Genomic DNA, 25223 nt, shown 5'->3' on the forward strand with positions numbered 1-25223 from the left:
CGTCGTACGCTAGCGTCGATTTCGATGCCCGGCGGCCTCAAGCGCCCGGCCCATGCGCGATAGCGCCTCGGCCAGAATGGCTTTCGAGGTCGCGAAGTTGAGCCGCACGTATCCGGCTCCGCCGGTCCCGAAGACGTGGCCGGAGCTGAGCGCGACGCGCGCGTGGTCGAGGAACCAGCGCGCCGGCCCGGCCAGATCGGCGACCACCGCCAGCCCGTCGGCGGTCTCCTCAGTGAAGCCGAGGTCTCGGCAATCCAGCCAGGCGAGGTAAGTGCCCTGCGGCCATTGGTATTTCACGCCCGGGAGGTGTTCGGCGACCAGGTCGCCCAGCAGCGTCCGGTTCTCGTCCAACCCGGCCAGCAGCGCGTCGAGCCAGTCGCCGCCGCTGCGGAAGGCCTCCGCGTGGGCGATGACGCCGAGGTGGCTCGGACCATGGCTGACCTCCTCCGGCATGCGGCGCAGGTCCGCGGCCGCCTCCGGACCCGCGATGGCCAGGGCCGCCTTCAGGCCGGAGAGGTTCCACGCCTTCGAGGCCGACGTCAGGGCCAGGGCGTTCTCCGCGCCGGGCACGGTCAGGTAGGGGACGAACCGTGCTCCCGACAAGATCACCGGCGCGTGGATTTCGTCCGACACCACCCGGACATCGAAGCGGCGGGTGAGTTCGGCGACCTGGCGCAGCTCCTCGGCGGTGTGCACCGACCCGGTCGGGTTGTGCGGGTTGCACAACAGGTAGGCGACCTTGCCGCCCGAAGCGCCGGCGTGCGCGAAGGCGTCCTCCAAGGAGGCCAAGTCGATTCGGCCGTCGGCGCTGAGCGGTGCCTCGATCACCCGCCGGCCGTCGTGCGAGACGAAAGCGTAGAACGGCGCGTAGACCGGTGGGTTGACGACGACGGCATCGCCGCGGTCGGTGACCAGGCGCAGCATTTCGACCACGCCGAGCATGACGTCGGGAACGATCGCGGTGCGGGCGACCTCCAGGTCGTGCCATTGCCAACGCCGCGAGGCGAATTCGCTGACGGCCTCGGCAAACGCGGTGCCGCAAGGGTATCCGGTGTCGCCGATGTCGATCGCGTGGCGCAGCGCGCCGGCCACCGTCGGCGCCAGGTTGACGTCCATCTCCGCGACCCAGAGCGGCAACACGTCGTCCGGGTGCGCGCGCCACTTCATGCTGGTGCGTAGCCGCAGTTGGGACAGCGTCATTTCCTCGAGCGGGTTAAAGCCCACCCCGGCAGACTAGGTGGCGAATGCGTGCTTGGAATCGTCAGGGGTGTTTACACCCGGGTTCGACGCTGGATATCCCGACGACTTTGCCGCGGCACGTGTTTGCCCAGGCGTTGACGCGGCTCTCGGCGGCACCGTAGCGTACGTGGACAAATATTAGGTCGTCTAGGAGTTGGGCGTGTTCACACTGCGTTTCGACATGCGCGCCCCGTCGTGGGGAGCGCCGCGCGTGGCGCTGTACGCCGCCGTGCCCGAAATGTGTGCGTGGGCCGAGGATCATGGCGGCCTGGCCGCGGTGTTCTGTGAGCACCACGGGTCCGAGGACGGCTATCTGCCGTCGCCGCTTTTGCTGGCGTCGTCCGTGGCGTCGCGAACCCAGCGGTTGGCGCTGAGCCTGATCCTGATCCTGCCGTTCTACGACCCCGTGCGCCTCGCCGAGGACATGGCGGTGCTCGACATCATCAGCAGGGGGCGGGCGTCGTACATCCTGGCGCTGGGATACCGGCCCGAGGAGTTCGAGCACTTCGGCGTGGCGCTGAAGGGTCGCGGGCGGCTCGCCGACGAGAAGCTCGAGCTGCTGCGCTCGCTGCTTTCCGAGAAAACGGTCAGCCGGGACGGGCGACGGATCATGGTGACGCCGCGCCCGGAGACCGCCGGCGGCCCGGGGCTGATGTGGGGCGGCGGCAGCGTGGCGGCGGCCCGCCGGGCCGGCAGGTACGGCCTGGGCATGCTGGGCAACGCCAACGCACCCGGCATGCGGGAGGCCTACGAGGAGGCCTGCCGCGAGCACGGTCATGAGCCTGGCCCGACGATGTTTCCCAGCCGCGACACCCCGTCGGTCGTGTTCGTCGCCGACGACGTGGACCAGGCCTGGGACGAGCTTGGCCAGCATCTGCTGCACGACGTGCGAACGTATGCCGCGTGGAATCCCGGGGACGAGACGACGGCCGGCTTCTCGCACGTGGATACCGTCGAGGAGCTGCGCGCCGCGCCGGCATCGCACGTGATCATCTCGGTGCCGGAAGCGATTTCGCGGGTCCGCGCCGGCCAGATACTCAACCTGTCGCCGCTGTGCGGCGGGCTGTCGCCGGAAATCGCGTGGCCGTATCTCAAGCGGGTGGGGGAGGTCGTGGTTCCGGAGGCTCTGTCGGAGAGAAAGACGCCGCTATGACTGGAGCAAGCACCGCAGAGGTCTATTACGACCCGTTTGATTTCGACATCGACGACGATCCGTACCCGATTTGGAAGAGGCTGCGCGACGAGGCGCCGCTGTATCGCAACGACAAGTACAACTTTTACGCGCTGAGCCGCTACGACGACGTCTCCCGCGAGCTGATGAACTTCGACGTCTTCCGGTCGGGTCGCGGCACCACGATGGACATCATCATGAGTGGCATCGATCTGCCGCCCGGGGTCATCCTCTTCGAGGACCCGCCGATTCACGACGTCCATCGCCACGTGCTCTCCAAGGTTTTCACGCCGCGGCGGATGGAGGCGATCGAGCCGCTGACGCGGGCGTTCTGCGTGCGCGCGCTCGACCCGTCGGTGGGCTCGGGCCGGTTCGACTTCGTCGAGAACCTGGGCGCGATGGTCCCGATGCGCACGATCGGCTACCTGCTGGGCATCCCCGAGGCCGATCAGGAATCCATCCGCGACAAGGGCGGCAGCCAGCTCACACTGAAAAAGGGCACGTTCCGGGCGGTTCCGCAGGACTTCCTGGAGCACAGCCACGAGATGTTCGCGAACTACATCGATTGGCGGGTGGACCACCCCTCCGACGACTTGATGACGCAGTTGATCAACGCCGAGGTCGAGGACGACGACGGGACCCGGCGGCTGACGCGGTCCGAGGTGCTGCTGTACACCAGCATGATCGCCGGCGCCGGCAACGAAACGACCACGCGCCTCATCGGTTTCATCGGCCAGCTCCTGGCCGAGCACCCCGATCAGCGCCGGCAGATCGTCGCCGACCCGTCGCTGATTCCCATGGCCATCGAGGAGGTCTTGCGATTCGAAGCGCCCTCGCCGGTGCAGGCGCGCTACGTCGCCCGCGACGTCGAGTTGCACGGCACGACGGTCCCCGAGGGCTCGATCATGTTGCTGATCAACGGATCCGCCAACCGCGACGAACGCCGGTTCCCCGGCGCCGAGGAGTTCGACATCCGCCGCGGCGCCACCCATCTGAGTTTCGGTCACGGGCTGCACTTCTGCATGGGCTCGGCGTTGGCGCGCATGCAGGCGCGGGTGGCGTTGGAGGAAGTCATCAAGCGCTGGCCGGAATGGGAAGTCGACTACGTCAACGCGACGAAGGCGCACACCTCCAGCGTGCGGGGCTGGTCAAAGCTGCCGGTGTTTATTTGATTTGTGCACCCAACGTGGAGTTGTGGCGCGAAAAGCGGCCGAATTCGCGCAACAACTCGACGCTCGGCGCCTATCGGGGTTGGTTGGGTACGCCCGGGAAGAGCTGGCACACCGGCCCCGCGGTCACCCAGCCGCCCAGCTTCGTCACCAGGTGGGGCGCGAAAACCGCCCCGTAGAGCAGGTTTCCGATCACGACAACGGCGACGATGGACAAAACAGACGCTCCGAGACGACTCGACGACCTTTTATCGGCCCACATTTCGATGACGTTGCGTCCCCGCGCATCGGTGCGTCCGAGGAGGTAGGTGAACACCATCATCTGTATGCCCATCGCGAGCGAATCGTAGAGCGGGTACTGGTGAATTGTTCCCTCGCGCATCGCCAGCCCCGGAATCACACGGCCGTAATAGAAGACGCCGAGCTTGGCTCCCAGGAACCCGTTGAAGAACAGTGCCCAGCAGAAGCCGACGACAAGGCCGACGATCAGCAGCGTTATCGGCCTGCGCCACTGGAATTTCGCGCTGACCCATCTCCCTAGCGCCGCGCCGGTCACCGCCGGAAACACGAAGTAGGAGATGTAGCCGATGGGAACGAACGACGGCAGCCCACCCCACGTGACGTTCAGCGGCCACCACGACGGCATTCGCGGAATGGCGGGCGGGAACTGGGCGTACATCGCCCAGTCGTAGGGCGCCTCGATCCACGAGAACGAAATCGCCGAGATGCACAGAAGCAGCAGTGGGTGTATCCGGCGCTGGCGAATGCTCAGGTACACACCGATCGCGGTGAAGGTGATCCCGCCGACGAGGGCGAAGCCACTGGCCGCCTGCATCAGCGGCGTCATCCCGGCGCTCATCGATCGCCCTCGCGTCCGGGGGAGCGGCGCGCCTCGGGATCGAACCGCAGCACCAGGCCGAAGATCAAAACGATCAGCCCGAACAGCGTGCCAAGCATGACGACTGCGCCCACGTCCGCGTCCTCTCCCGCAGCGCTTCAAGATAGTGCATGCTATCTTAAAAGTCATGGCCAAGCGACCCGCAACGACGGCGGCCACGCGCCGGCCCCGCGGCGCACCGCGCAAGCTGCTGCTCGAGGCCGCGCGGGATCTCTTCTCGCGCCAGGACTACCGCAGCACCACCACACGCGAAATCGCCCAGGCCGCGGGCGTCACCGAACACCTGCTGTTCCGCCACTTCGGCTCGAAGGCGGCGCTGTTCCGCGAGGCCCTCGTCCTGCCCTTCACCAGCTTCGTCGACGAATTCGGCCAGACGTGGCATTCGGTCATCCCCGAGGAGACCAAGGAGGAGGAGCTCGCCGGGCATTTCGTTGGGCAGCTCTACGACGTGTTCGTCGAACACCAGGGGCTGCTCCTGACGCTGATGGCATCGGAGGCCCTGACCGAGGAGGAGATGACCGACGCCGGCATCGCCGACGTCAGGCGGGCGCTGACGGTGCTCGGCCGGATCAGCGCCGAGGGCATGCACCTGCGGGGCCTGCGGTCGGACCATCCGGACCTGCCGGCGCACTCCACCGTGGCGATGATCGCCGGCATGGCCGCGCTGCGTTCCACCTACTTCGGGACCAAGCAGCCGTCGCGGGAGGTCATCGTGGAGGAGCTTGTCCAGGCGATCCTGCACGGCTTCCTGCACCGAAACGATTGAGAGGCCAGATGTTACGTTCAGCCGAGCTGTACTACGACCCATACGACGTCGAGATCGACGACGACCCGTACCCGGTGTGGAAGCGCATGCGCGAAGAGGCGCCGCTGTACTACAACGAAAAGTTCAACTTCTACGCGCTGAGCCGGTACCAGGACGTGGCGCGCGAACTGCCGAACTGGGAGACGTACCGATCCGGCCGCGGGACCACCGCCGACATCTTGTTCAACAACATCGAAGTGCCGCCGGGCATCCTGCTGTTCGAGGATCCGCCGCTGCACGATCTGCACCGCCGCCTGCTGTCCCGTGTCTTCACGCCGCGGCGCATGCTGGCCGTCGAGTCGATGGTGCGCGGATTCTGCGTCCGCGAACTCGACCCGTTGATCGGCGCCGGCGGGTTCGACTTCATCGCGGACCTCGGGGCGATGATGCCGATGCGGACCATCGGCTACCTGTTGGGCATTCCCGAGGAGGACCAGGCAAACATCCGGGATCGCAACGGGGCCTTCATCGAGATGGCCGAGGGCCGCAAGCCCGGCGAGGTCAACCCGAATCTGTTCGCGGACACCATCGCGATGTTCGCCGAGTACATCGAGTGGCGCGCCAGTCACCCGTCCGACGACCTGATGACCGATCTGCTGCGCGCGGAGATCGAGGAGCCCGACGGCACGCGTCGCCCCCTCTCCCGCACCGAGGTGCTGGCCTACACCGCCATGATCGCCGGCGCCGGCAACGAAACCACTGCCCGGCTCATCGGTTTCATGGGACAGCTGCTGTCGGACCACCCGGACCAGCGCCGCGAACTCGGCGCCGATCCGTCGCTGATCCCCGGCGCGGTCGAGGAGACGCTGCGCTACGAACCCCCGTCGCCGGTGCAGGCCCGCTACGTCGCCCGCGACGCCGAGCACTACGGCCGCGTCGTCCCGGAAGGCTCGTTCATGTTGCTGCTCAACGGTTCCGCCAATCGGGACGAAAGCCGATTCGCCGATCCCGACCGCTTCGACATCCACCGCGAGGGCGGCCACCTCAGCTTCGGGCAGGGCCTGCACTTCTGCCTCGGCTCGGCGCTGGCCCGGATGGAGGCCCGGGTGGCGCTGGACGAGGTCCTCAAACGGTGGCCCGATTGGGAAGTCGACTACGCCAACGCCGAACGGGCGCACACCGCAAGCGTGCGCGGGTGGGCGCGCCTACCCGTCGTCACCGGGTGAAGCCGGGGCCTATGAGGCGCTTTCGTCCACCAGAACGGCGCCGTCGGGCTGGTTTCCGAGCGTCTGAAGCGGGATGTCGCCGCCCTGAGCCGTTAGGCGAACGATCTGGGCGAGCTGCCCGGGGGCGTCGCACTGCAGATAGTGATCCGCGCCGGGCACCAGCCAGTAACGGTTTGTGCCGGGCTTGGTCTTGAGATACGTCTGCCACACGTAGTTGGGGACGCGCACCGGGGAGACGTTGTCGTGCAGGCCCCACACCACGGTGGTGTTGACGTGGAGCTTGGAAATCCCCTCCAGCCAACTGGTTTCGTCCGCGGCGCGCTCCTTGAGGTACTGGATCGTGTCCGGCAGGACGCGGATTCCGTCGTTGTGGGCGAAGCACTTCGCCAACGCGGCGATCTCCGGGTCGTCCAGTGTTCGCCGCGGCATGAAGGTGCTCGCGCCCAGGCCCGCAGCGAGCATCTCCGGCGTGGTGGCCGCCGCGGTGTCTCGCCCGGTCGCGGGGTCGAGCAGGGCGCTCTGGAACACGGTGAGATTCGACAGCGGGAGATAGATGTTGGCGTTCGTGAGGATGAGGTCGGCGGGCAGAACGGGCTCGTCCTGGGCCGCCAACATTTCCAGCGCGATCATGCCGACGCTGCTGCCGCGGTCGTGGGTGAGCATCCGGAATTCGGTCAGCTTCCACACCTGGGTGATCGCGTAGACCAGCAGCCGCGCGTCGTCGTACAGCGAATACACGTGGGGGGCCGGCGGCTTGTCGGACAATCCGTAGCCGGGAAAGTCCAGCACGAACATGTCGAAGTCATTGGCGAGTTCGCGAGTCAGCCCGAAATAGTCGATGCTCGACGTCGGGAAGCCGTGCACCAGCACCAGCGCGGGCGCCCCGGGTGTGCCGCAACGGCGGCTGAACACGGTGACTTCCTGCCCCTCGTTGGCGGCGGTGGTCGACCGCCACCGAAGTTCCGTCCCGCCGTCCTGCCACTCCGCGAAGATGTCCAAGCTGCCAGCATGTCAGAGGGCATCGTCGTTCGACAACCGCGACCTTTGGAGCGTCTTGCGAAAGCGGTATCGCATGCGATACCGCTTTCCGGAAAAGGGTGGGCACTTCCTCGGAGTGACGCGGGTGCCGGACGCGCAGATAACTACGCCGGCAACGAGTTTGGGGTCTACGGGCAGGTGACGTGCAGCCCGAACGTCACCTGGTGGACGTCACCCTGATTCGGCGACGCGCCCTGGCCCGTCCCGGTGATCGTGTAACTCTTCCCGTCCTTGTTCGCTTGCACCTGGGTCGCGGACTGGGGCGCCTGCCAGGGCAGCTGATACTGGCCGGATCCCGTCTTGAGCGAAAGAGAGAAACCGTCGACGCTGGGTGGCTTCTCGTCCGACAGGGACAGGGTTATCGACGCCGAATCGTCGTGCACGCTGATGTGGGTGGTGAGATCGCCCGACTCGGCCGGCGGCACCGCCGCGGAGTTGGTGCACTCGACGCCGGCGGTCATGGTGTGCTTGTTGCCGTCCATCATGATGGTTGTCGTCGGCGGAGCCGCGCTCGAACTCGTGGCGGAAGGCTGACCACCCTTGCTCGAGCAGGCCGGCAGGCTGGCGCCCAACAAGGCGAGCCCGGCGGCGGCGAGAACGAGCCGTCGATTGGTCATCTCACTTCCTTCGGTAGGTCGTCACGAAGGACTATAGGGCCCGCTCGCGCGGCCACGCTTCCCAACTGACCATGGTGCGTAGCGGTCCGGCGAATACAGGACGAACCGCAGCGGACCGCCACCTTTCCTCGATGAGGGGCCTCAGCGCATCGCAGGTGGTGAGCGGGTCGCCGTCGAGGTAAACGACGGTGATGTATTGGTGGTCCGTCGTCCATCCGGCGGGCGGGTGGCTCCAACCGGCGCTCGAACCGAAAGTCCAGGCGCCCGCCGCGCCGGGCGTGGCGAGCAGCGCCGGGTAGTGCTCGGCGTGCAGCCACCGCAGCCACTGGTCCGGGCGGCCCGCACCGGGTTGCTCGACGATCAGCACGATCCCGCGGTGCGGCCGAAACGGCACCACCTCGGCGGAGACGAGCGCGTGTGGCGCGGCGTGCCACTGCAGCAGGCGTAATCCGGCGACTTGCAGCGATGGCCGGGTGACCGGGAAGCGGCCGTTTTCCCGCAGGGCGCGGCCGAGGGCGACGAAGTCGTCGAAGGTCTGCTCGACGGGGTCAGTGACCAGGTAGTGCACCGCATTGCCGACCTGACCCAACGGCCCGTCGGCCGCGAGGCGGCGATCGAGGTAGTCGCCGTCGGCGATCCACCGCAATCCGTACACGATCCCGGGCAGTTGGTACTGCTCGGGCATGTGATCCAGCAGGTGCCATCGCAGGTAGCTGCCGTCGTCGCCGTGCGGGGCGGGCGCCGTGAGGCTGAAAAAGCCTGCCTTGACCCGCATCACGCACCTGGCCCGGCCACGTAGCAGCGGCCGCCGCTCGTGGTCAGGAACACCTCTTGAACCGCGGACTTGTCGATGGCCGCGAACTCGAAGCGGTGCACCTGTTGGCCCGCGTCGATGTTGGCGTCCTGCGACTCGCTGGTGCCGTCCTTTTTGCGCACCACGGCCGTGACCTTGTCCGGCTTCGAAATGTTCTGCGGCTCATGGAAGTACCACACCTCGATCCCGCCGCCCGGCGCATCGCGCCAGCCGTCGGAGTAGTAACACCCCGGATTGCCTTCAGCGTCCGGCGGGGGCGGCGGGCATATCGACAGCCCGACGCAGGTTGGCGTGGTCGTGGTGGCGGTGACGGGCGCAACGGTCGCCGGCGGTGGCTTCGTCGCGCTGGGCGCAGACGCCTGTGGTGGCGACGCGCACGCCGCGAGGCAACCCGTCGCGACGATGACGAGTAACCGGATCGCAGATGTCATGGGAGCCCTCTCAAAGCGGACGGGTGCAACTCGGCCAGCGCATGCAGATTCTCCAGGTAATGCTGCAGCGAAGTGTGGGTGAAAATCGCGCTGACGATGGTGGCGCCGTGCGCCGCGACCTCGGCGATCGTGTCGCGGGTTCGTTCCGGCTCGTTGATCGGATTCAGGGGCGCCGGCGGCGGCAACACGACCTCGAAGCCCGGTCCAAGCTCGAAGCGGCGCAACCACTCTCGGGCCTGCTGCAGGCTCACCGCGAAGGGGGCCCAGCCGTCGGCCAGGGTGGCGGCGCGGCGCAGCGATCGCAGCGTGCGCCCGCCGATCCAGATCGGAACCCGTTCCTGGACGGCGCACGGGTCGACGACCATGCCGCCGAAGGAATAGAACTCACCGTGGTAGGAGGGTTCGGGAACCGACAGCGAGGCGCGCAGCGCCCGCAGCGCGTCGTCGCCGCGCGCTCCGCGGTCGTCGAAGGGGGCGCCGAGCAGCTCGAACTCCTCTTTGAGGCTGCCGACGCCGACGCCGAGGATGAGCCTGCCGTTGCTGACCTTGTCGAGGGTGCCGTAGCGCTTGGCGATCTCGAGCGGATGGTGATACCCGAGCACCAGCACGTTGGTGGCCAACCGGATCCGTCGCGTGCGCGCCGCGAGGAAGCCGAAGGTGGCCAGCGGATCCCAGTAGCGGGCGCCGCGGCGGTGTTGTTCGGCGGCGGGCAGCGCGATGTGCTCGCTGCAGGTCAGGTGGTAGTAGCCGAGGCGGTCCGCGGCCTCGGCGATCTGGGCCAGATCCTCGATGGAGGCCTGTTTCTCCCACTCGGCGCTGGCGCGCGGGAACATCGTCACCACGGGCGTGGCGACCGATAGTTTCGGCGTGCCGGTGCTCATCCCTGCATGTACCCGCCGGCATCCACGGGTATCGATTGCCCGGTGATGGTGCGGCTCTCGTCGCCGGCCAGGAACAACGCCAGGTTGGCAACGTCTTCGGGCGTCGAAATATCCTGCAACGGCACGCCTTTGACCGACCTGGCGCGCACGGTCGCGAAGTCGACGCCCTGCTCGTCGGCGGTGCGTTGCACCCAATTGCGAAACAGCTCGGTGTCGATGGCGCCGGGCACGATGCAATTGCACCGGATCCCGTACTGGCCGACCTCGAGCGCAACCGCTTTGGTGAACGCCCGCAGCGACGCCTTGGCGGTGACGTAGTGGGTCTTGCGGACGATGCCGGAGTACCCGGCGGTCGAGGAGAAGTTGAGGATGACCCCGCGGCGGCGTTGCAGCATCGACTGGTTGAGCACTTCGCGGGTGCACAGCATGGCCGCGGTGACGTCGATGGCGAAGGTGGCGTTCCAGTTGTCCAGCGTCTGTTCCCAGATCCAGCGGTCCTGTCCGGGCGCGGCGGCGTTGTTGCACAGGATGTCGACGTGGCCGAACTCGTCGACGGCCCTTGCGACCATCGCCGCGACATCACCCTCGTCGGTCACGTCCGCGCGCATTGCGATGGCTCCGGGGCCGGCCGCCGCAGCCGCGTCGCGGACCAGCTCTTCGCGCCGCGCGGCCAGCAGCACCCGGGCGCCCTCGGCGACGAACAGCGAGCCCATCACCGGGCCCAGCCCGGTGCTCGCCCCGGTGATGATCGCGGCCTTGCCGTCGAGCCGGCCGGTCATCGGGGCAACGTTGTGGGACAGCGGGTTTCGAGCCAGGCGTGGATCCTTTCGGCGACGGCTGCCCACCCGGGTTCGAGCATCATGTCGTGGGCCATTCCCGGGAAGAACTCCGCCTCGGTGCGGTAGGCGGCCGCGGTTGCGCGGACTTCCTGCTGAGTGAAGACGATGTCGTCTTCGGCGCCCAGGACCAGCACTGGGGTGCTGACCAGGTGCGGCTTGGCCAGGTTGAGCAACAGCATCTCGAGCACGAATTTCGACACGTATTCCTCGTCGAGCAGCGCGGTGTAGCGCGCCACGTCGGCGGGCGGAAACGCCGCGGACAGGAACGTCTCGTGGGTCAATTCCGGCGTTCCGCCAATGCTGGGCAATGACTTGCCCATGGCCAGGCTTCGCGCGGTCAGCCACGGGTGCCGCTGGAACCGGTGCAGAAAGAATTGGGCGATCCCGCTCGGGGGTACCGAGGCGAGCAGCGCGGCGGCCGGAGCGTCGTGCGACTCCAGGTACTTCTGCACCACGAAGCCGCCCATGGAATGCCCGATCACCACGGGCCGCCGGGGGAGGCCGTCGGCGACTGAGGCGACGTCGTCGACGAAGTCCGCAATCGAACAGAACCGCTTACGGCTTGGTGCGGGGCTGTTGCCGTGGCCGCGCAGGCTCAGCGCCAGTGATCGATAGTCTCTCGCAGCGAAGAAGTCCAGGAAATGCTCATTCCAACACCAGGCGCCATGGTAGGCGCCGTGGACGAAGACCAGCGGCGTTTTCCCGGAATCACCCGCGGGCCCTTTTTCGATCACTTCGAGCACGTCGCTGAGACTAGCGCGAATAACGGGCACGAAAGCGCTGAACAAAAAGAACCGTATTGGATATTCGGCGGCGTCCGATGCGCCAAAATCAAGCATTTGTGACCGACGAAGAACCGGCGGAACGACGCACCCTGGTCTTGTCGGCATTCCCGGCCGAAGCCGACGCGGTGCTTTCCCGCACCGTTTTAGACCGCCACCCGGTGGTGCGGTTTGACCGTCGGCACTTTTACCTCGGCACGATCGGCGGCAAGAAGGTGATCGTGGCGATGACCGGGATCGGCTTGGTCAACGCGACCGAGACCGCCCAAACCGCCCTCGCTCGCTTCACTCACGCGTCGTCGATCTCCATTGGCGCGGTGCTGTTCTCCGGCGTCGCCGGCGGCGGCGCGCGCGTCAGCATCGGCGACGTCGCCGTACCGGGCCGCTGGTCGGGGGACGGTGGCGCAACGTTTCACCCGGTCGACCCGGGCATGCTGGCCGCGGTGCGGGGGCTGAGCGTCGACCTGGGGAGCGTTAACCACCTGCGCCAGAAAGCCCCCCGCGTCAAGCTGATCGACCTGAAGCGCCGGCCGCGGCTGGTGGTGGGTGGCGACGGGTCCAGCTCCGACAACAACAGCGGCCAGGCGTTCCCGTGCATCCCGAACGGCGGCGGCGTGTTCGGATGTCAACCCCGCAGGGCCCCGGATCGCTCATTGTTCTACACCGGCAACTTCTTTCGGGCGGTCGGGCCCTGGCTGCGGAGGGCTCTGATCAGCAACCTCAACATCACGCCTATCGCGAACCCGGCGTTTGACGCGACCGACATGGAGACGGCCGCCGCGCAGGCGGTCGCCGACGCCCACGGGGTCCCATTCCTCGGCATCCGCGGCATCTCGGATGGCGCCGGCGACCCGCTGCGCCTGCCGGGCTTCCCGTTCGAGTTCTTTTTCTACAAGCAGATCGCGGCGGAGAACGCCGCCCGCGTGGCGGCGGCCTTTCTGCGGAGCTGGGCGGACAGCTGAATTGTCCTGGGGCCGCGGCCTATTCGGGGCCCTGACCCACCGGTCGGGTCGGATCCGAACACCACTCCGACCACGACCCCGGGTACAGCGCGGCCGCTCGGCCCGTCGCGGCGAGCGCAGCGATCGTGACGGCCGCCGTGACGCCCGAGCCGCAATAGACGCCCACCCGGCCGTCTGCGTCGATGCCTCGGTCGGAGAGCAATTGGCCGAGGGCGTGCTCGCCGACGAACGTTCCGTCCTCCGACAAAACGGCGCCGCTCGGTAGGTTCATGGCGCCCGGGATGTGACCGGCGACGGGGTCCAGCGGCTCGACGTCGCCGCGGAAGCGTTCGGGTGCGCGCGCGTCGACCAGCGTCACGTCGCCGGTCTGCTCCGCCGTCAGCGTCGGCCGACCACCGGCATACAGATCCCCGTGCGGGGCAGTCACATTCCCGGGCGCCGGGTGGACCGGGCCCGTCTCCAGGCCCCGTCCGGCCGAGCGCCACGCCGACAGGCCGCCGTCCAGGATGCGCACGTTCGGAATGCCGGCCGCGGTCAGCACCCACCAGGCCCGGGCGGATCCCGCGCGATTCCAGTCGTCGTACACCACGACCAAACCGTCCTGCTGGATGCCCCATTGGCGCGCGGCGGCCTCCACGTCGCGCCCGGACGGCAGCGGGTGCCGCCCGCGCCCTTCGACGCTGTGGTCGCTGAGTTGGTCTTCCAGCGACACATAGACCGCGCCAGGCAGGTGGCCCTGCAGGTAGGCCGCACGGCCGTCGGGATCGTCGAGCCGCCAACGCACGTCGAGTATCGCCGACGGGTCGCCGGCCTCTATCAGGCGGGCCAGCTCGGCCGCCGTGATCAGCACCTGGTCGCGCGCCAGCACGGGCTCCACCTCCTCGCGTTCACCGCGAGCCTAGCCACCCTTCGCGAGGTGAACGCTATCGGAACTCGAGGTGAACTCTTGTTTGGCGAACCGGGGCGGCCGCACGCTCGGAATTAAACTCGCTCAGAACTAAAACTGAACGGCGGATTGAACTTTGGCTTGCGCGTGGTGGTAGCGCCGTCGGGCTATTGACCGCCGACCGCTCGCGCGCGACGATTCGCTACATTGAGCGTCGAAGCTTCGAAAGTGATGGGGAAATGAAAAAGAAACTTTCCGCATGCGCCTTTGGCGCTCTGCTGGCTGTCATGTGGGTGCCGGCGGCCGTCGCGCACGCCGACCAGACGGACCAGGATTTCGCCGACTACCTGTCATCGCACGGCATCAACCTCGGTTCGCCCGCCCAGGCGGTCAACATGGCGCGCGTGATGTGCCAGGACCTCGAAGCCGGCTACACGCAGAAGGACGAGATCGACCAGCTGACGGGTTCGCACAAGCTGACCCAGGCGCAAGCCGAGACGTTCATCGGCGCCGCCACCGCGGATTACTGCCCGGGCAAGCACAGCCCCACCAAGCCCAGCGGCGGGTAGCGCCCAGGCTTCTACCGACCGGTGGTCTGTTATACCGACCGCCGGTCGGTTATACTTCGTGGGCGACCACGGAGGTAGAGCAATGAGCGCACCTGCGCAATCCCAAATCCGCACCCGCATGTTCGCCCGGGTGATGGGGCCGTTCCTCACCATCGTCCCGACCACGGTGGCGGTGCGCGGGCAGTACATGGCGGAACTGTTCAGCGAATTCAAGGCCAACCCGATGTGGTCGTGGCTGTATGGTGCCATTCTTTTGGCAGGCGGCCTTTTCATCATCGCGTTTCACCAGTATTGGCGCAGCCCTCCGGCGATCATCGTCTCGGTGATCGGCTGGTTTTTTCTGGTCCGCGGCCTGCTCCTGCTGACCGTTCCGCGGGCATACGACGCGGCCGGCAACGCCATCTACAGCTCGGGCGCGTCGGCGGTGATCTGGGTGCTGTTCGCCTGCCTGGCCTCGGCCGGCCTTTACCTGACCTACGTCGGCTGGAAGCCGGAACGTCCGACCGACGATCGCCCGCATGCCGCGGGTAGTTAAGCATCCCGACATCCGGCGAGCGGAGCTGCTCGACCGGGCGGCCTCGTTGTTCGTGCGCGACGGTTACGACAACGTCAGCCTCAACGACCTCATCGCCGACGCGGGTGTGTCGAAAGGCGCGTTCTACCACTGGTTTCCGTCCAAAGAGGCCCTGATCACCGCGTTGGCCGAGCGGAGCGCGAGCGAGGCGTTCGCCGCCGTGGAGGACGCCGTCGCCGCCTGCCAGGGCGACGCGCTGGCCCGGCTCAACGCGAGCCTGCGGGCCGGTTTTGACGCGAACCTGAAATTGGGCGGACCGGAGCAGTTGGCGGCGATGGTGTCCCTGCTGCGCTCGGACAATGCGCATCTCTACGCGCGAATCCTCGCGGTCGAGGAAGCGATGGTCCTTCCGTTGCTGACGCGGCTGATATCCGAGGGTGTTGCCGAAGGCGTCTTCGACACGTTTGACCCCGAGGGTGTCGCCGACATGATCTACGGCCTCGCGGCACGCACGAACTCGAACGTCATCGAGGTGTTACAGGCCGGCGACGAGTCCGCGCGCGAGGCGGCAATCGACCGCCTGACAGCGCGATTCAGGCTGCACGGGCTCGCCATCGACCGTGTCCTCGGGCTGCCGGACGGGAGCGTCACGGCACTCACACGCGCGCAGGTCGAGGCGTTGGTCGCGGCGTTGCCGCGAATCTGGGAGGAAGACAAGCCATGAGACTTCCGGACTTCAAGCCCGCGCAGGAGAGCCTGTTTCTCACGTTGGGCGGTAGGGCCCTCGACAGCCGCTTACCGCGCCCGTTCCTCGGCGACACCATGGCCGACGAGATCCTCACCAAGGTCGGCTACGACCTTGCCCGGTTTCCCGCGCTCACAACCAAATTCCTCGACCCCCGATCGCGGGTCTTTGACATCTCGGTGCGGGCCAAAACACTTGACGATCTGGTGCGTCTTTTCATCTCCGACCATCCGGACGCGGTGGTGCTGGATCTAGGCGCCGGCCTGGACACCCGGATCTTTCGCATTGACCCGCCGCCCACCGTGGCGTGGTACGACATCGATTTCCCCGAGGTCATTGCGCTGCGCTCTCGCGTCGTTCCCCAACACGGGAACGCCCACAGCATCGGCGCGGACCTTACCGACCCGCACTGGCTCGACGACGTTCCCAGTTCGCGGCCTGCCGTGATCGTCGGCGACGGCCTGATCGCCTTCCTCACGCAGGACGGATTCGTTTCGCTGCTGGACCGGCTCGTCGGTCACTTCCCGAGCGGGGAGGTGGCGTTCAATCTATATACCCGCTATGCCATTTGGGCGGTGAAGCACGCTCCGGGCATGTCCGTCATCGCGGGCGACGTCGTCAATCCTGGTTTCAATGACCCACGACAACCCGAGCGCTGGGTCGATGGACTCACTCTCGTCGACGAGATCTTCCTCACGCGGGCACCTGAGGTCGCGGGGCTTCCGTGCACGATGCGCGCGACGGCCCGCATGGCGGCCGCCAGCGTGTACTGGTCACGGCTTATCGGTACCGTCGTCGTCTGCTACGGGTTCTGAGTTCGCCTGAGCGCTAGGCGGTTTGCTTCGTGTCCAGCGACGCCAGCATGCCGGCGGCGGCCCGCTCCCAGGTGAAGTTCTCCGCGCGGCGCCGGGCGGAGCTGCGGCGGTGGTGTTCGGGCCGGCCGACGATCGCGCCGACCGCCCACGCGATGGCGAACGGGTCGTTGTCGGCCAGGGCGCCGCTGTCCGGCGTGACGATCTCGGTGAGCGCCGACGTGCGCGACACCACCGCGGGCGTCCCGCAGGCCAGCGATTCGAGCGCCGCCAGCCCGAAGGTCTCGTGCGGCCCCGGCGCCAGTGTCACGTCGGCGGTGGCCAGCAGGCCCGCGACGGTGTGCCGGTCGTTGATGAACCCGGTGAAGTCGATGGGCAGCCGGGAGGCCTGCCTTTCCAGCCGGGCCCGCAGCGGACCCTCGCCGACGACCACCAGCCGGGCGTCGACACCGGCGTGGCACAGCGCGCCGAGCGCGTCGATGCTGCGGTCGACGCGCTTTTCCACCGAGAGCCGGCCGCAGTGCACCAAGAGGATCTGCTGCGGGGCGGCCCAGCGCCGGCGCACCAGGTACGAGTGCCGGCGCGGGTGAAAGGTCTGCAGATCCACGCCCAACGGGACGGTGACGGTGTTCGTCGCGCCGATGCGGTCGAACTCCTCGCGCGCGAACGCCGTCGTGCACACCACGGTGTCGTAGTTGGCGGCCGTGCGCCGATTGGCGAAGTCCGCGAACCTCTCCGCGCTGCGCCGCGGAAGTATCTGTCCCACAAGGCGATCCAGCCGTTCGTGGGAGATCATCACCGTCTTGGCGCCGTAGTCGCGGCCCCAGGGCCCCAGGGACCGCAGCGTGAGCCGGTCGGAAACCTCCAGCGCGTCGGGCCGCAGCGCTTTCAAGAGCGCCTTGACGGGCCCCGGCATGACGGCGCGGTAGCCGCCGGTGAACGGAATCAACCGGGCGGGCATCGTGATTCGCACCACGCCCGTGGGCAGTTGCGTGCGTTCGGGACTTCGGCCGGGGACGATCAGGAACACCTCGTGCCCGGTGGCGCAGTATTCCGCGCCGAGCCGGTCCACCGCGGTGCGCAGGCCGCCGGAGCGGGGGCCGTAAAAGTTGGCGACCTGTACAACGCGCATACCGTGAGGACACGCGGCGCGCGTGTGCAGTCATCGATGTGGAACCGACGTGTGCCTGAACAGTCCGTGAATTCGTCAACCCTGCGGCGCCTCAACCTGCGTGACGGCGGGCGAGAATCGCGGCGGTCTCCCGGTCGGCGGGCAGGAAAGCCTCGAGGCGGAGCTCGGACACGGTGACATCCAGGGCGGTGACGAACGTCGAGATCGTCGCGACGAGCCGCACGTCACCGTCGGCGGAACGCAGGTGCAGCGGCACCGCGAAGCCCAGCGATTCGATCGGCCGGCCGCCCGGCGCCGGCACGCCGTAGCCCTCGAGTTCTTCGATCAGCGCCTCGATGCGGGGGTGCGGGCCACGCTCGCGCAGGCCGTGCAGGATGTGGCGCCGCCAGTCGTCGAGGTTCACGATGCGCGCGGCCATGCCGTCGGGGTGCAGCGCGACCCGCAGCGCGTTGACCGGCGCCTCCAGCAGCCATCCCGCCACCCCGTCGGTCAACAGCCCGAACGCGCCGTTGGCGGCGACCAGTTCGCCGAAGCCGTCCATGACCATCGCCGGATACGGCAGGTGGCCGTCGAGGACATGCTGGAGCGCCTCGCGCACGGGCCGCAGCAGCGGCGCGTCCGGCGGAGACTCGGGGTGCGCGGGCGCGAAGCCCGCCGCCGACAGCAGCGCGTTGCGTTGCCGCAGCGTCAGGCCCAACGAGTCGGCGAGCCGGCTGACGATGTCGCGCCCCGGCGCCGAGCGTCCCTGCTCCAAGAAGCTGAGGTGCCGTTGGGTGGTGCCGGCATCGTTGGCGAGGTCGATCTGGCTGAGCCGTCGCCGATTACGCCATTCACGCAACGCGGTGCCGAAGTCGCCCTGCACCGAAACCGACATGCGACCAGTCAACCCGTTCGCGACGCTGGGCGCTATTCCTTGCCGGGAATTGCCGCGCATCACCGTCGGCGCCACCATCGCCTCATGGAAGAGCCACTCCGCCTCGGCGTCATGCCGCCCCTGGCTGCCGAGCCCTGGGCCGGCGCCGATCTACGCCGGCTCCTCGACTTCGCGCGCGTCGTCGAGGATCTGGGTTTCGACTCGCTGTGGGCGAACGACTCGCTGGTAAGGCCCCGCATCGAAGCGCTGACGTTCCTGTCGGCGGCGGCCGCCGTCACCGATCGGATCACGCTGGGTACCGCCGCCCTGCAGCCGGTGCTGCGCCGGCCGGTGCAGACCGCGCACGTCCTGGCCTCCATCGACCGGCTGTCGGGCGGGCGGCTGGCGGTGGCGGCCGGTGCGGGCTTTCCGGGCCTGTCCGAGGTGGAGTATGCCGCCTCGGAGGTGCCGTGGCCCCGGCGGTTCGCTCGCCTCGACGACACCGTGGCATTGTGGCGACAACTGTGGAATGCCAAGGAACCCAGTTCGTTTCATGGCGCCGTGCTGCATCTCGACGATATCCCGGCCGGCATCACGCCGTTCGGTGAATCCGGCCCGCCGGTGTGGCTGGCCGCGGACACCCCAGGCGCCCGCGCCCGCGCCGGCCGTCTCTACGACGGGTGGCTGCCGTATCCGCCAACGCCACAGGGCTATCGGTCGGGCCTGGCCGAGGTGCGCGCCTCGGCCACGCGCGCCGGTCGCATCGCCGATGAGGTGACGCCGGCGCTGTTCGTCACCGTGCTGGTCACCGAGGACGCCGACGGTGGCCGGGCGGCGCTGGATCATTTCGCCACCCGGACATACGGTTTCGGCATCGAGGCCGTCGAGCAGATACAGACGTATGCGGCGGGGACACCCGAGGCCGTCACAGCCCGGCTGGCGAGCTACCTCGACGCCGGCGCCAGGCACCTGGTCTGCCGGGTCGGCGTGCTGGGCCCGGACGGGTTCGTCGAGCAGCTGCACCGGCTGCGCGCCGTCGGGGAGGCGTTGCGATGAGCACCCCGCCCATCCAGCGGCCGGGACCGGTGCGCGAGCGGACCGTCAGCGGCCTACTCGACGAATACCGTTCTTTCGCTGAAATCCTTGGCGCGCTGGATGTTTTGGACTGGACCCGTGCAACCCGCTGTAACGGGTGGCAGGTGCGCGATATCGCCGGCCACCTGGTGGGGCAGGCGGTCGACACCGTCAGCGGCGCGATCGGCACCCGAACACCCGACGACCAGGCCGCCGCCCTGCGTGGCGAGGCCCCTGGCTCGCTCGCGGCGCGGCTGCATGCCGCCAGTGAAGCGGTGGCGCGGCTTGCGACGGTGTTCGACGACGCGGTGTGGGCGTCACCCAGCCCGGTGCCCGGGCTCACTGTGGGCCAGGGCGTGCACGCGCTGCTGAACGACGCGTACGTGCACGGCGACGACGTTCGTGCCGCACTCGGCCTGCCGTCCGATACCGGGCCGGGCCTGTACGCCAGCCTCGACTTCGTGCTCGGCGCATTGCTGCGGGACGCGGCCGCCGCCGCGGAACCGGCGATCGCGCGGCTGTTGGACCTGTCGGCTGAGGACTTCACGCGTCAGACCGGCATTGCGGCGCACGATTTTCTGCTCGTCGCGACGGGCCGGGGGGATGCTGCGTTGTTGCGACTCCCCGAGAGTGTCAACATCTTCCGCTGACGGGCCGCGGGTCCGTTCGGGATCGGCGTGGCGAGGTCGGTGTTAGCATGCGCCGATGAACCAGGTGCACCTGGCCGGTCGCCTGCCCAGCGATCCCCGGACCATCGCAATCGCGGTCGCATATGTTGTCGCGGCGTTGGCAATCCCTTTCCTGACCGGCTGGGTTTGGAACCGCATGTCTCCCGCCGAGCCGCCAGATGAACGGGCGACGCTCAGAGGATCTGCGCAGGTGTTATCACTCAAAGCGGCTTCGGGCCTCCGCCAGGTATGGGGCACGGTCGAACTGGAAGTGCATATCCCCGGCAGCGAACCGTACATCAAAAGCGTGTATAGACAATTCGAACCCGAAGAGTTGGCCGCCGCACAGCCCGGCATGACTGTTCAGGTGCGCGCTGATCCCGACAAGCCGAAGAGGTTTCGGATCGATTTCAACCAGCCGGTCATGTAGCGGACACTTTGTCCCGACCGACCGCGGTTCGTCAACTCGAATCCCCACCCTTGGGCCCCTCCGCCTTGCCGATCCGCTCGGCGAGGTCGTCACCGGACAGCTGCGCACCGAGGAAGGCCCCGGAGGTGGGCAGGCTCAGGTGCAATTGCGAGGCGCCACTGACCGCGACCGTTCCGCGCTCGAGGCCGAAGTCGAGGACATGCCCGCCGGCGGTGCGATCGTCATTGAGGAAATGCAGGTGGTACCCCGCCACGGAGATGCCCTGTTCGAAGTCGGGGGTGCGGAACCCGACCACCGTGCCCGACACGTCGGTGAACACGGTCTCGGCCTGCTCTTCGGTCGCCTCGGTCAACGGGGGATAGGGCCGTTTCTGCTCCATCACCGTCCGGGTGTGCAGTTCGGCGAAGCGCCCGGTGATCTTGATCGCGTAAATCAGGTTCGGGCTTTGGATTTGGCGATCGATCGCCTCGGTCAGCTCGGCGCGCCCGGTGCGCGCTTGAACCGGGATCTCGAAGTCGCCGTGGAACCGCGTGACCGCAGCGAACGGGGTGCGGTCGGCCGGCGCGGCCCGGGTGGCGGTGCCGTCGGCGCGCAGCCGGTAGCAGACGCCGTCGAGGACGACCATCTCGCCGTCGAGGTGGTTGAACGTGCCCAGGCCGAAGTCGCCGTGGCGCAGGATGTCGGCGACGGTGGCGTCGCCGTCGTAGACGCCGTCGAGCAGGGCGCTGATCGTGGAGAACTGGTACACCTCGTCGTCATGGTGGTGACCGAGAATGCTGGTGGCCCAATGGCGGAATCGATCGTATGCGTTGCTCATCTTTCCCGTCTCACTCGAAGGGGTCGTCGTGCAGGTGCGCGGCGAGGTCGGTGTTGCGGCTGTAGTCCACCGGGACGTCGATCAGGGAGGGGCCCTCCTCGGCCAGCGCCCCGCGCAGGGTGGCGCCGAACTCTTCCAAAGTTTTCACCCGGTAACCGCGGGCGCCGAAAGCCGCCGCGTAGCTGACGATGTCGTAGTCGGCGAGTTGCACGCCGGACTTGCGCCGGTATTTCAGGACCTCCTGGAAGCCGACCATGTCGTAGGTGTTGTCCCGGAAGATGATGTGGGTGAATGTCAGCCCCAGATGGGCCGCGGTCGAGAGTTCCTGTGCGGAGAACAGGAATCCGCCGTCGCCGGACACCGACACGACGGGGGTGCCGGGCCGCACCAGGCAGGCGGCCATCGCCCACGGCAGGGCCACGCCGAGGGTCTGTTGGCCGTTGGAAAACAGCAGCCGCCTGGGTTCGTAGACGCGGAAGTGGCGCGCCATGTAGATGTACACCGAGCCGATGTCGCACGCGATCGTGGCGTTGTCGTCGAGTTCCTCGCGCAGGCGCAGCACGACCGCGACGGGATTGAGTCCGGGCCCGCTCGGAACGTCGTCGCGTGCGGCGTTGTCGATGTCGGCCAAGGCTTTTCGCTGGGTGTCGATCTGGCCGCGGTATTCGGCGGTGAGCCTGAGGCCGGCCAGCTTGCCGGTCAGGTCGGTGAGGGTGGTCGCGACGTTGCCGAGCAGTTCCAGCGCCGGCTGATAGTGGTTGTCGATGTCGGCGGGCACCGAGTCGATGTGGATGATGGTGCGCCCTCGCAGCCTGGGGTCGTTGTTCCATTGCACCGGGTCGTATTCGACGGAGTCGTAGCCGATGGTGACGAGCACGTCGGCGTGGTCGAGGATGACGTCGCCGGGCTGATTGCGGAACAGGCCCACGCGGCCGAGGAAGTTACCCTCTAGGGCGCGGGAGATCACCCCCGCGGCCTGAAAGGTTTCAACGACGGGCAGCCCGGTCGCGGCGACCAGTTCGCGCAGCGCCGCGCAGCTGTCCGGGTCGGCGCCGCGGATCCCGACCAGCAGCGCCGGGCGCTGCGCGGCGCGGATCAGCTCGGCCGCCCGGGCGACGGCCTGCGCCGGGGCGGCCCCCAGCGGCGGGATCGGGAGACGGGCCGTGATGCCCTCCGATGTGGGGGCGGCCAGCACGTCGGCGGGCAGGACGACGGCGGCGGCCCCCCGCGGCTCGCTGGCGGCGGCGCGAAACGCGCCGATGGTGGCCTCGACGGCGTTGTCGGGGTCGTTGATCTCGCCGGTGAACTTGGTGACCGTGCGCAGCATCGCGGCGGCATCCATCGACTGGTGGGTGCGCTTGAGCCGGTCCTCGCGGCGCACCGCCCCGCACAGCGCGACCACCGGATCCTGTTCGGTGGTCGCGGTGAGCAGGCCGGTCGCCAGGTTGGCGGTGCCGGGACCGGACGTCACCAGCACGACCCCCGGGTTGCCGGTGAGCCGGCCGACCGCAGCGGCCATGAACGCCGCGTTTTGTTCGTGTCGGCAAACCACCAGTGTTGGGCCGCCGTCGACCAGGGCGTCGTAGACGGCGTCGATCTTGGCTCCGGGCACGCCGAAGATGTACTCGACTCCCTGCGCGGACAGGACGTCGACGATCTTCTGCGCGCTGCGCGCCGGTGCACCGGGATTCGTGGGGGCCATGCCGCCCAGTCTGGTCGCTGGCTCGGCTATCCGCTCGACTCGTGCCCGAACCAGCGGCGCAGGGCGTCCCGCAGACCGTCTTGCTCGGCCGTCCCGAACGCGTCGGCCGCCCAGGCGACGTAGCCGTCGGGCCGGATCAGCAGCGCCGCGGCGGGGCGGTCGGCGGCGGTCGCCTCGACGACGTCGACGCGATCGGCCCACCCGCGCGACGTGGCGCCCACGCCGCCGCCGAGATCGAGCAGGACCGGTCGGGCGTCGCGCAGCAGTTCCTCGACACGCCGGCCGTCCTCGAGGGTCAGCTCGGGCACCGGCCAGCCCGACAGCGGGTGGTCGTCGGCGACGTCGTAGCGCACGTCGGTGCCGGCCAGCAGGCGGGCCATGTGCCGGGCGACGTCGGGGATCGCGAAGAGCTCGCCTATCAGCGTTCGTAGCGCGGCGACTTCAGGCCCGGGCGCCATGAGGGCGGTCTGCGACAGCGAGTGCATCATGACGCGCTCGCCGACGGGGTGGCGTTCGGACTCGTAGGTGTCGAGCAATCCGGCGGGCGCCCAGCCGTTGAGGTGGGCCGCGAGCTTCCAGCCCAGGTTCACCGCGTCCTGCAGGCCGAGGTTCAGGCCTGGCCCGCCCATCGCGCTGTGCACGTGGGCGGCGTCGCCGAGCAGCAGCACCCTGCCGTCGCGGTAGCGCTCCGCGTGGCGGGTGTTCTGGCCGTTGATGCGGCGAAGGGCATGCGGCCCGGGGCCTTTCGGTTCCTCGAGGGGGAGGTCGACGCCGAGGATGCGGCGCGCGCTGGCGCGCAGTTCGTCCAGGCTCATCGGCGTGTCCTCGACGGGGGGCGAGAACTCGATGGTGCCGAACAGCGAGCGGCCGGGTTCGAACTCGGCGAAGATCACGCCTCCGTTGTCGAACCGGTTGTGGCCGAACGCGATCCGGCCGAATCCGGGGACGTCGAGGCCGCCGTCGGCGCGGCGGAGCCCGTCGGGGATGTGCACGTGGGCGAGCCGGCCGACGGTCTGCGATGTGTAGCCGGGGAAGTCGATGCCGACGGTCTTGCGGACCAGGCTGCGGCCGCCGTCGGCGCCCACCAGATACCCGGCGGCGATGCGGTACTCATCCTCCGGCGAGGACACCGTCAGCTCAACGGACTTCGGTCCCTGACGCAGGCCGGTGAATTCGTGCCCCCAGCGCACGTCGACCCCGAGATCGCGCGCCCGCTTCTCCAGCAGCCGCACCACGCGGGGCTGCTGGATCGCCAGCGCGTACATCGGGTTGTCCGGCATGCCAAAGAAGTTCAGCGTCATGGCCGCGAAGATCCACCCGTGGACGGGCTGGGGCGGGTTGGGGTCGCCGGTGAACACCTGATACAGGCCGCGCATGTCGAGCATCCGAACCACGTGTCCGATGAGGCCGTTGGCCTTGGGCTCGGGGCTGGGCCCGGGCAATGGATCCAGCACTACGGGCCGGATGCCGCTCATTGCCAGCTCGCAGGCCAGCATCAGTCCGTTGGGGCCGGCGCCGGCGATGACGATGTCGGCGTGTTCAGTCATGCTGTGGCTCCTCGGGTTTGGTGGGCTCGGGCAGGCCGGCGCTGACTGCGGCGAAGCCGTCGCGGACCAGGTCGGTGATGGCCACCGGCGGAGCCGCGCGCACGTAGGCCTCGGCCGCCGCGTCGCCGATCGCGCGCACGACGGCCACCACCAGTCGCGGGTACAGGTCGTGTTCGGGGTCGGTGCCGGTGCGTTCGGCGATGACCTCGATCAGCTCGTCAAAAAGTTGCTGCGGCAAGGCGTTACGCACCTGCGAGTTCATCAGCAGCTTGCGGACTTCGACAAGCTCCCGGCGGCTCGGCACTTGATTCTCGGCACCGTAGAAGTCGTCGAAATCCTCTTCCAGGGGTTGTAGCGCCGCGTGCCTGAGTGCCGTCCACAGCGGTTCGTCGGCGGGGCGTTGCCGAAGCGCCGCGATGCCGCGGCGCATCCGTTCGGTCTGCCGGTAGGCCAGCGCCTCGTACTTGCCGCTGAAGTAGTTGTTGAAGGTGCGCAGCGACACCCCGGCCAGGCTGGCGATTTCGTCGCGCGTGACGTTTTCCAGCCCGCGCTCGAACGCGAGGTTCAGCGCGGCGTCGCTGAGCGCGCGCCGGGTGTCGGCCTTCTTGCGCTCGCGCAGTCCGGTCGGTTGGTCGGGCATGCGCCCAACGTACGCGAAACTT

Annotated in this window: 28 protein-coding genes; 12 read left to right on the forward strand and 16 right to left on the reverse strand. The window is 68.3% G+C overall.

Translation table 11 applies throughout. From position 1 onward, the window contains the following. Positions 1–9: 9 nt before the first annotated feature. Positions 10–1200, reverse strand: a complete 1191-nt coding sequence (locus A5696_RS04370) for a MalY/PatB family protein (protein ID WP_369803294.1) — start codon at positions 1198–1200, stop codon at positions 10–12. A 199-nt stretch (positions 1201–1399) separates the two neighbouring features. Between A5696_RS04370 and A5696_RS04375 the strand changes: the two genes are divergently transcribed. Together A5696_RS04375 and A5696_RS04380 are read left to right on the forward strand one after the other, a co-directional pair. Then, positions 1400–2392 (forward strand): LLM class flavin-dependent oxidoreductase, encoded by a 993-nt coding sequence (locus A5696_RS04375; protein WP_067873984.1) that lies wholly within the window; start codon positions 1400–1402, stop codon positions 2390–2392. Beyond that, entirely contained in the window at positions 2389–3582 is a 1194-nt protein-coding gene (locus tag A5696_RS04380) for a cytochrome P450 (RefSeq protein ID WP_067873987.1), read from the forward strand. Before A5696_RS04375 ends, A5696_RS04380 begins: the two co-directional genes overlap by 4 nt. A gap of 70 nt (positions 3583–3652) precedes the next feature. Here A5696_RS04380 and A5696_RS04385 read toward each other — a convergent pair whose 3' ends face one another. Further along, positions 3653–4438: a spirocyclase AveC family protein gene (locus A5696_RS04385; protein ID WP_067873991.1), complete on the reverse strand. Its 786-nt coding sequence runs from the start codon at positions 4436–4438 to the stop codon at positions 3653–3655. A 166-nt stretch (positions 4439–4604) separates the two neighbouring features. Between A5696_RS04385 and A5696_RS04390 the strand changes: the two genes are divergently transcribed. Both A5696_RS04390 and A5696_RS04395 read left to right on the forward strand, forming a co-directional pair. Beyond that, complete coding sequence (locus A5696_RS04390) at positions 4605–5243, forward strand: TetR/AcrR family transcriptional regulator (RefSeq protein ID WP_067873994.1); 639 nt, start codon at positions 4605–4607, stop codon at positions 5241–5243. 8 nt (positions 5244–5251) lie between these two features. Beyond that, positions 5252–6448 carry a cytochrome P450 gene (locus tag A5696_RS04395; protein WP_067873997.1) on the forward strand — a complete coding sequence of 399 codons (1197 nt, stop codon included), beginning with the start codon at positions 5252–5254 and terminating at the stop codon, positions 6446–6448. A 9-nt stretch (positions 6449–6457) separates the two neighbouring features. On the opposite strand, the gene A5696_RS04400 is transcribed toward A5696_RS04395, so the two are convergent. The 7 genes from A5696_RS04400 to A5696_RS04430 all read right to left on the reverse strand — a co-directional run bounded on the left by A5696_RS04400 (position 6458) and on the right by A5696_RS04430 (position 11811). Then, positions 6458–7447 carry an alpha/beta fold hydrolase gene (locus tag A5696_RS04400; RefSeq protein ID WP_067874000.1) on the reverse strand — a complete coding sequence of 330 codons (990 nt, stop codon included), beginning with the start codon at positions 7445–7447 and terminating at the stop codon, positions 6458–6460. 167 nt (positions 7448–7614) lie between these two features. After that, a complete protein-coding gene (locus A5696_RS04405; RefSeq protein WP_067874003.1) occupies positions 7615–8103 on the reverse strand; it encodes a lipoprotein LpqH in 489 nt (162 codons plus the stop codon). Between the two features lie 31 nt (positions 8104–8134). Further along, on the reverse strand, positions 8135–8878 hold the full coding sequence (locus tag A5696_RS04410; RefSeq protein WP_067874006.1) for a hypothetical protein: 744 nt from the start codon (positions 8876–8878) through the stop codon (positions 8135–8137). Further along, complete coding sequence (locus tag A5696_RS04415; RefSeq protein WP_067874009.1) at positions 8878–9348, reverse strand: hypothetical protein; 471 nt, start codon at positions 9346–9348, stop codon at positions 8878–8880. Before A5696_RS04415 ends, A5696_RS04410 begins: the two co-directional genes overlap by 1 nt. Further along, positions 9345–10229 carry an LLM class F420-dependent oxidoreductase gene (locus A5696_RS04420; protein ID WP_067874012.1) on the reverse strand — a complete coding sequence of 295 codons (885 nt, stop codon included), beginning with the start codon at positions 10227–10229 and terminating at the stop codon, positions 9345–9347. The genes A5696_RS04415 and A5696_RS04420 overlap by 4 nt, the downstream gene beginning before the upstream one ends. Beyond that, on the reverse strand, positions 10226–11008 hold the full coding sequence (locus A5696_RS04425) for an SDR family NAD(P)-dependent oxidoreductase (protein WP_067874015.1): 783 nt from the start codon (positions 11006–11008) through the stop codon (positions 10226–10228). The genes A5696_RS04420 and A5696_RS04425 overlap by 4 nt, the downstream gene beginning before the upstream one ends. Further along, positions 11005–11811 (reverse strand): alpha/beta hydrolase, encoded by an 807-nt coding sequence (locus A5696_RS04430; RefSeq protein ID WP_067874018.1) that lies wholly within the window; start codon positions 11809–11811, stop codon positions 11005–11007. The genes A5696_RS04425 and A5696_RS04430 overlap by 4 nt, the downstream gene beginning before the upstream one ends. A gap of 98 nt (positions 11812–11909) precedes the next feature. Between A5696_RS04430 and A5696_RS04435 the strand changes: the two genes are divergently transcribed. After that, positions 11910–12812: a hypothetical protein gene (locus A5696_RS04435; protein ID WP_231964225.1), complete on the forward strand. Its 903-nt coding sequence runs from the start codon at positions 11910–11912 to the stop codon at positions 12810–12812. Between the two features lie 19 nt (positions 12813–12831). Here the strand turns inward: A5696_RS04435 and A5696_RS04445 are convergent, their stop codons facing one another. Next, positions 12832–13680, reverse strand: a complete 849-nt coding sequence (locus A5696_RS04445; RefSeq protein ID WP_067874457.1) for a sulfurtransferase — start codon at positions 13678–13680, stop codon at positions 12832–12834. Positions 13681–13985: 305 nt separating this feature from the next. Between A5696_RS04445 and A5696_RS04450 the strand changes: the two genes are divergently transcribed. The 4 genes from A5696_RS04450 (at position 13986) to A5696_RS04465 (ending at position 16341) form a co-directional block, all read left to right on the forward strand. Beyond that, positions 13986–14267 (forward strand): DUF732 domain-containing protein, encoded by a 282-nt coding sequence (locus tag A5696_RS04450; protein ID WP_067874022.1) that lies wholly within the window; start codon positions 13986–13988, stop codon positions 14265–14267. A gap of 118 nt (positions 14268–14385) precedes the next feature. After that, positions 14386–14802, forward strand: coding sequence for a hypothetical protein (locus tag A5696_RS04455; protein ID WP_231964226.1), 417 nt, complete (start codon positions 14386–14388; stop codon positions 14800–14802). Continuing rightward, positions 14786–15505 carry a TetR/AcrR family transcriptional regulator gene (locus A5696_RS04460; RefSeq protein ID WP_067874025.1) on the forward strand — a complete coding sequence of 240 codons (720 nt, stop codon included), beginning with the start codon at positions 14786–14788 and terminating at the stop codon, positions 15503–15505. Before A5696_RS04455 ends, A5696_RS04460 begins: the two co-directional genes overlap by 17 nt. Continuing rightward, positions 15502–16341, forward strand: coding sequence for a class I SAM-dependent methyltransferase (locus A5696_RS04465; RefSeq protein WP_067874028.1), 840 nt, complete (start codon positions 15502–15504; stop codon positions 16339–16341). Before A5696_RS04460 ends, A5696_RS04465 begins: the two co-directional genes overlap by 4 nt. 13 nt (positions 16342–16354) lie before the next feature. Here A5696_RS04465 and A5696_RS04470 read toward each other — a convergent pair whose 3' ends face one another. After that, positions 16355–17470, reverse strand: a complete 1116-nt coding sequence (locus A5696_RS04470) for a glycosyltransferase (RefSeq protein ID WP_067874030.1) — start codon at positions 17468–17470, stop codon at positions 16355–16357. A 91-nt stretch (positions 17471–17561) separates the two neighbouring features. After that, positions 17562–18344, reverse strand: a complete 783-nt coding sequence (locus A5696_RS04475; protein WP_067874034.1) for a helix-turn-helix domain-containing protein — start codon at positions 18342–18344, stop codon at positions 17562–17564. Between the two features lie 84 nt (positions 18345–18428). On the opposite strand from A5696_RS04475, the gene A5696_RS04480 reads away from it, so the two are divergent. Genes A5696_RS04480 through A5696_RS04490 form a run of 3 tightly spaced genes read left to right on the forward strand, consistent with a single transcriptional unit; the run spans position 18429 to position 20495 of the window. Then, the gene (locus A5696_RS04480) at positions 18429–19379 is read left to right on the forward strand and encodes an LLM class flavin-dependent oxidoreductase (protein ID WP_067874037.1); all 951 of its coding nucleotides are present in this window, start codon (positions 18429–18431) and stop codon (positions 19377–19379) included. Continuing rightward, the gene (locus A5696_RS04485; RefSeq protein ID WP_067874040.1) at positions 19376–20047 is read left to right on the forward strand and encodes a maleylpyruvate isomerase family mycothiol-dependent enzyme; all 672 of its coding nucleotides are present in this window, start codon (positions 19376–19378) and stop codon (positions 20045–20047) included. Before A5696_RS04480 ends, A5696_RS04485 begins: the two co-directional genes overlap by 4 nt. A 55-nt stretch (positions 20048–20102) precedes the next feature. After that, positions 20103–20495, forward strand: a complete 393-nt coding sequence (locus A5696_RS04490; protein ID WP_067874042.1) for a hypothetical protein — start codon at positions 20103–20105, stop codon at positions 20493–20495. A 31-nt stretch (positions 20496–20526) separates the two neighbouring features. Here A5696_RS04490 and budA read toward each other — a convergent pair whose 3' ends face one another. The 4 genes from budA to A5696_RS04510 are packed head-to-tail and all read right to left on the reverse strand — an operon-like array spanning position 20527 to position 25201. Beyond that, positions 20527–21312, reverse strand: a complete 786-nt coding sequence (budA, locus tag A5696_RS04495) for an acetolactate decarboxylase (RefSeq protein ID WP_067874046.1) — start codon at positions 21310–21312, stop codon at positions 20527–20529. Positions 21313–21322: 10 nt separating this feature from the next. After that, entirely contained in the window at positions 21323–23014 is a 1692-nt protein-coding gene (gene alsS, locus A5696_RS04500; RefSeq protein WP_067874049.1) for an acetolactate synthase AlsS, read from the reverse strand. Positions 23015–23040: 26 nt separating this feature from the next. Next, positions 23041–24561: an FAD-dependent monooxygenase gene (locus A5696_RS04505; RefSeq protein ID WP_067874052.1), complete on the reverse strand. Its 1521-nt coding sequence runs from the start codon at positions 24559–24561 to the stop codon at positions 23041–23043. After that, on the reverse strand, positions 24554–25201 hold the full coding sequence (locus A5696_RS04510) for a TetR/AcrR family transcriptional regulator (RefSeq protein WP_067874054.1): 648 nt from the start codon (positions 25199–25201) through the stop codon (positions 24554–24556). Before A5696_RS04510 ends, A5696_RS04505 begins: the two co-directional genes overlap by 8 nt. Positions 25202–25223: the final 22 nt, after the last annotated feature.

The sequence above is a fragment of the Mycobacterium sp. E2699 genome (assembly GCF_001666745.1).
Classification (GTDB): Bacteria; Actinomycetota; Actinomycetes; order Mycobacteriales; family Mycobacteriaceae; genus Mycobacterium.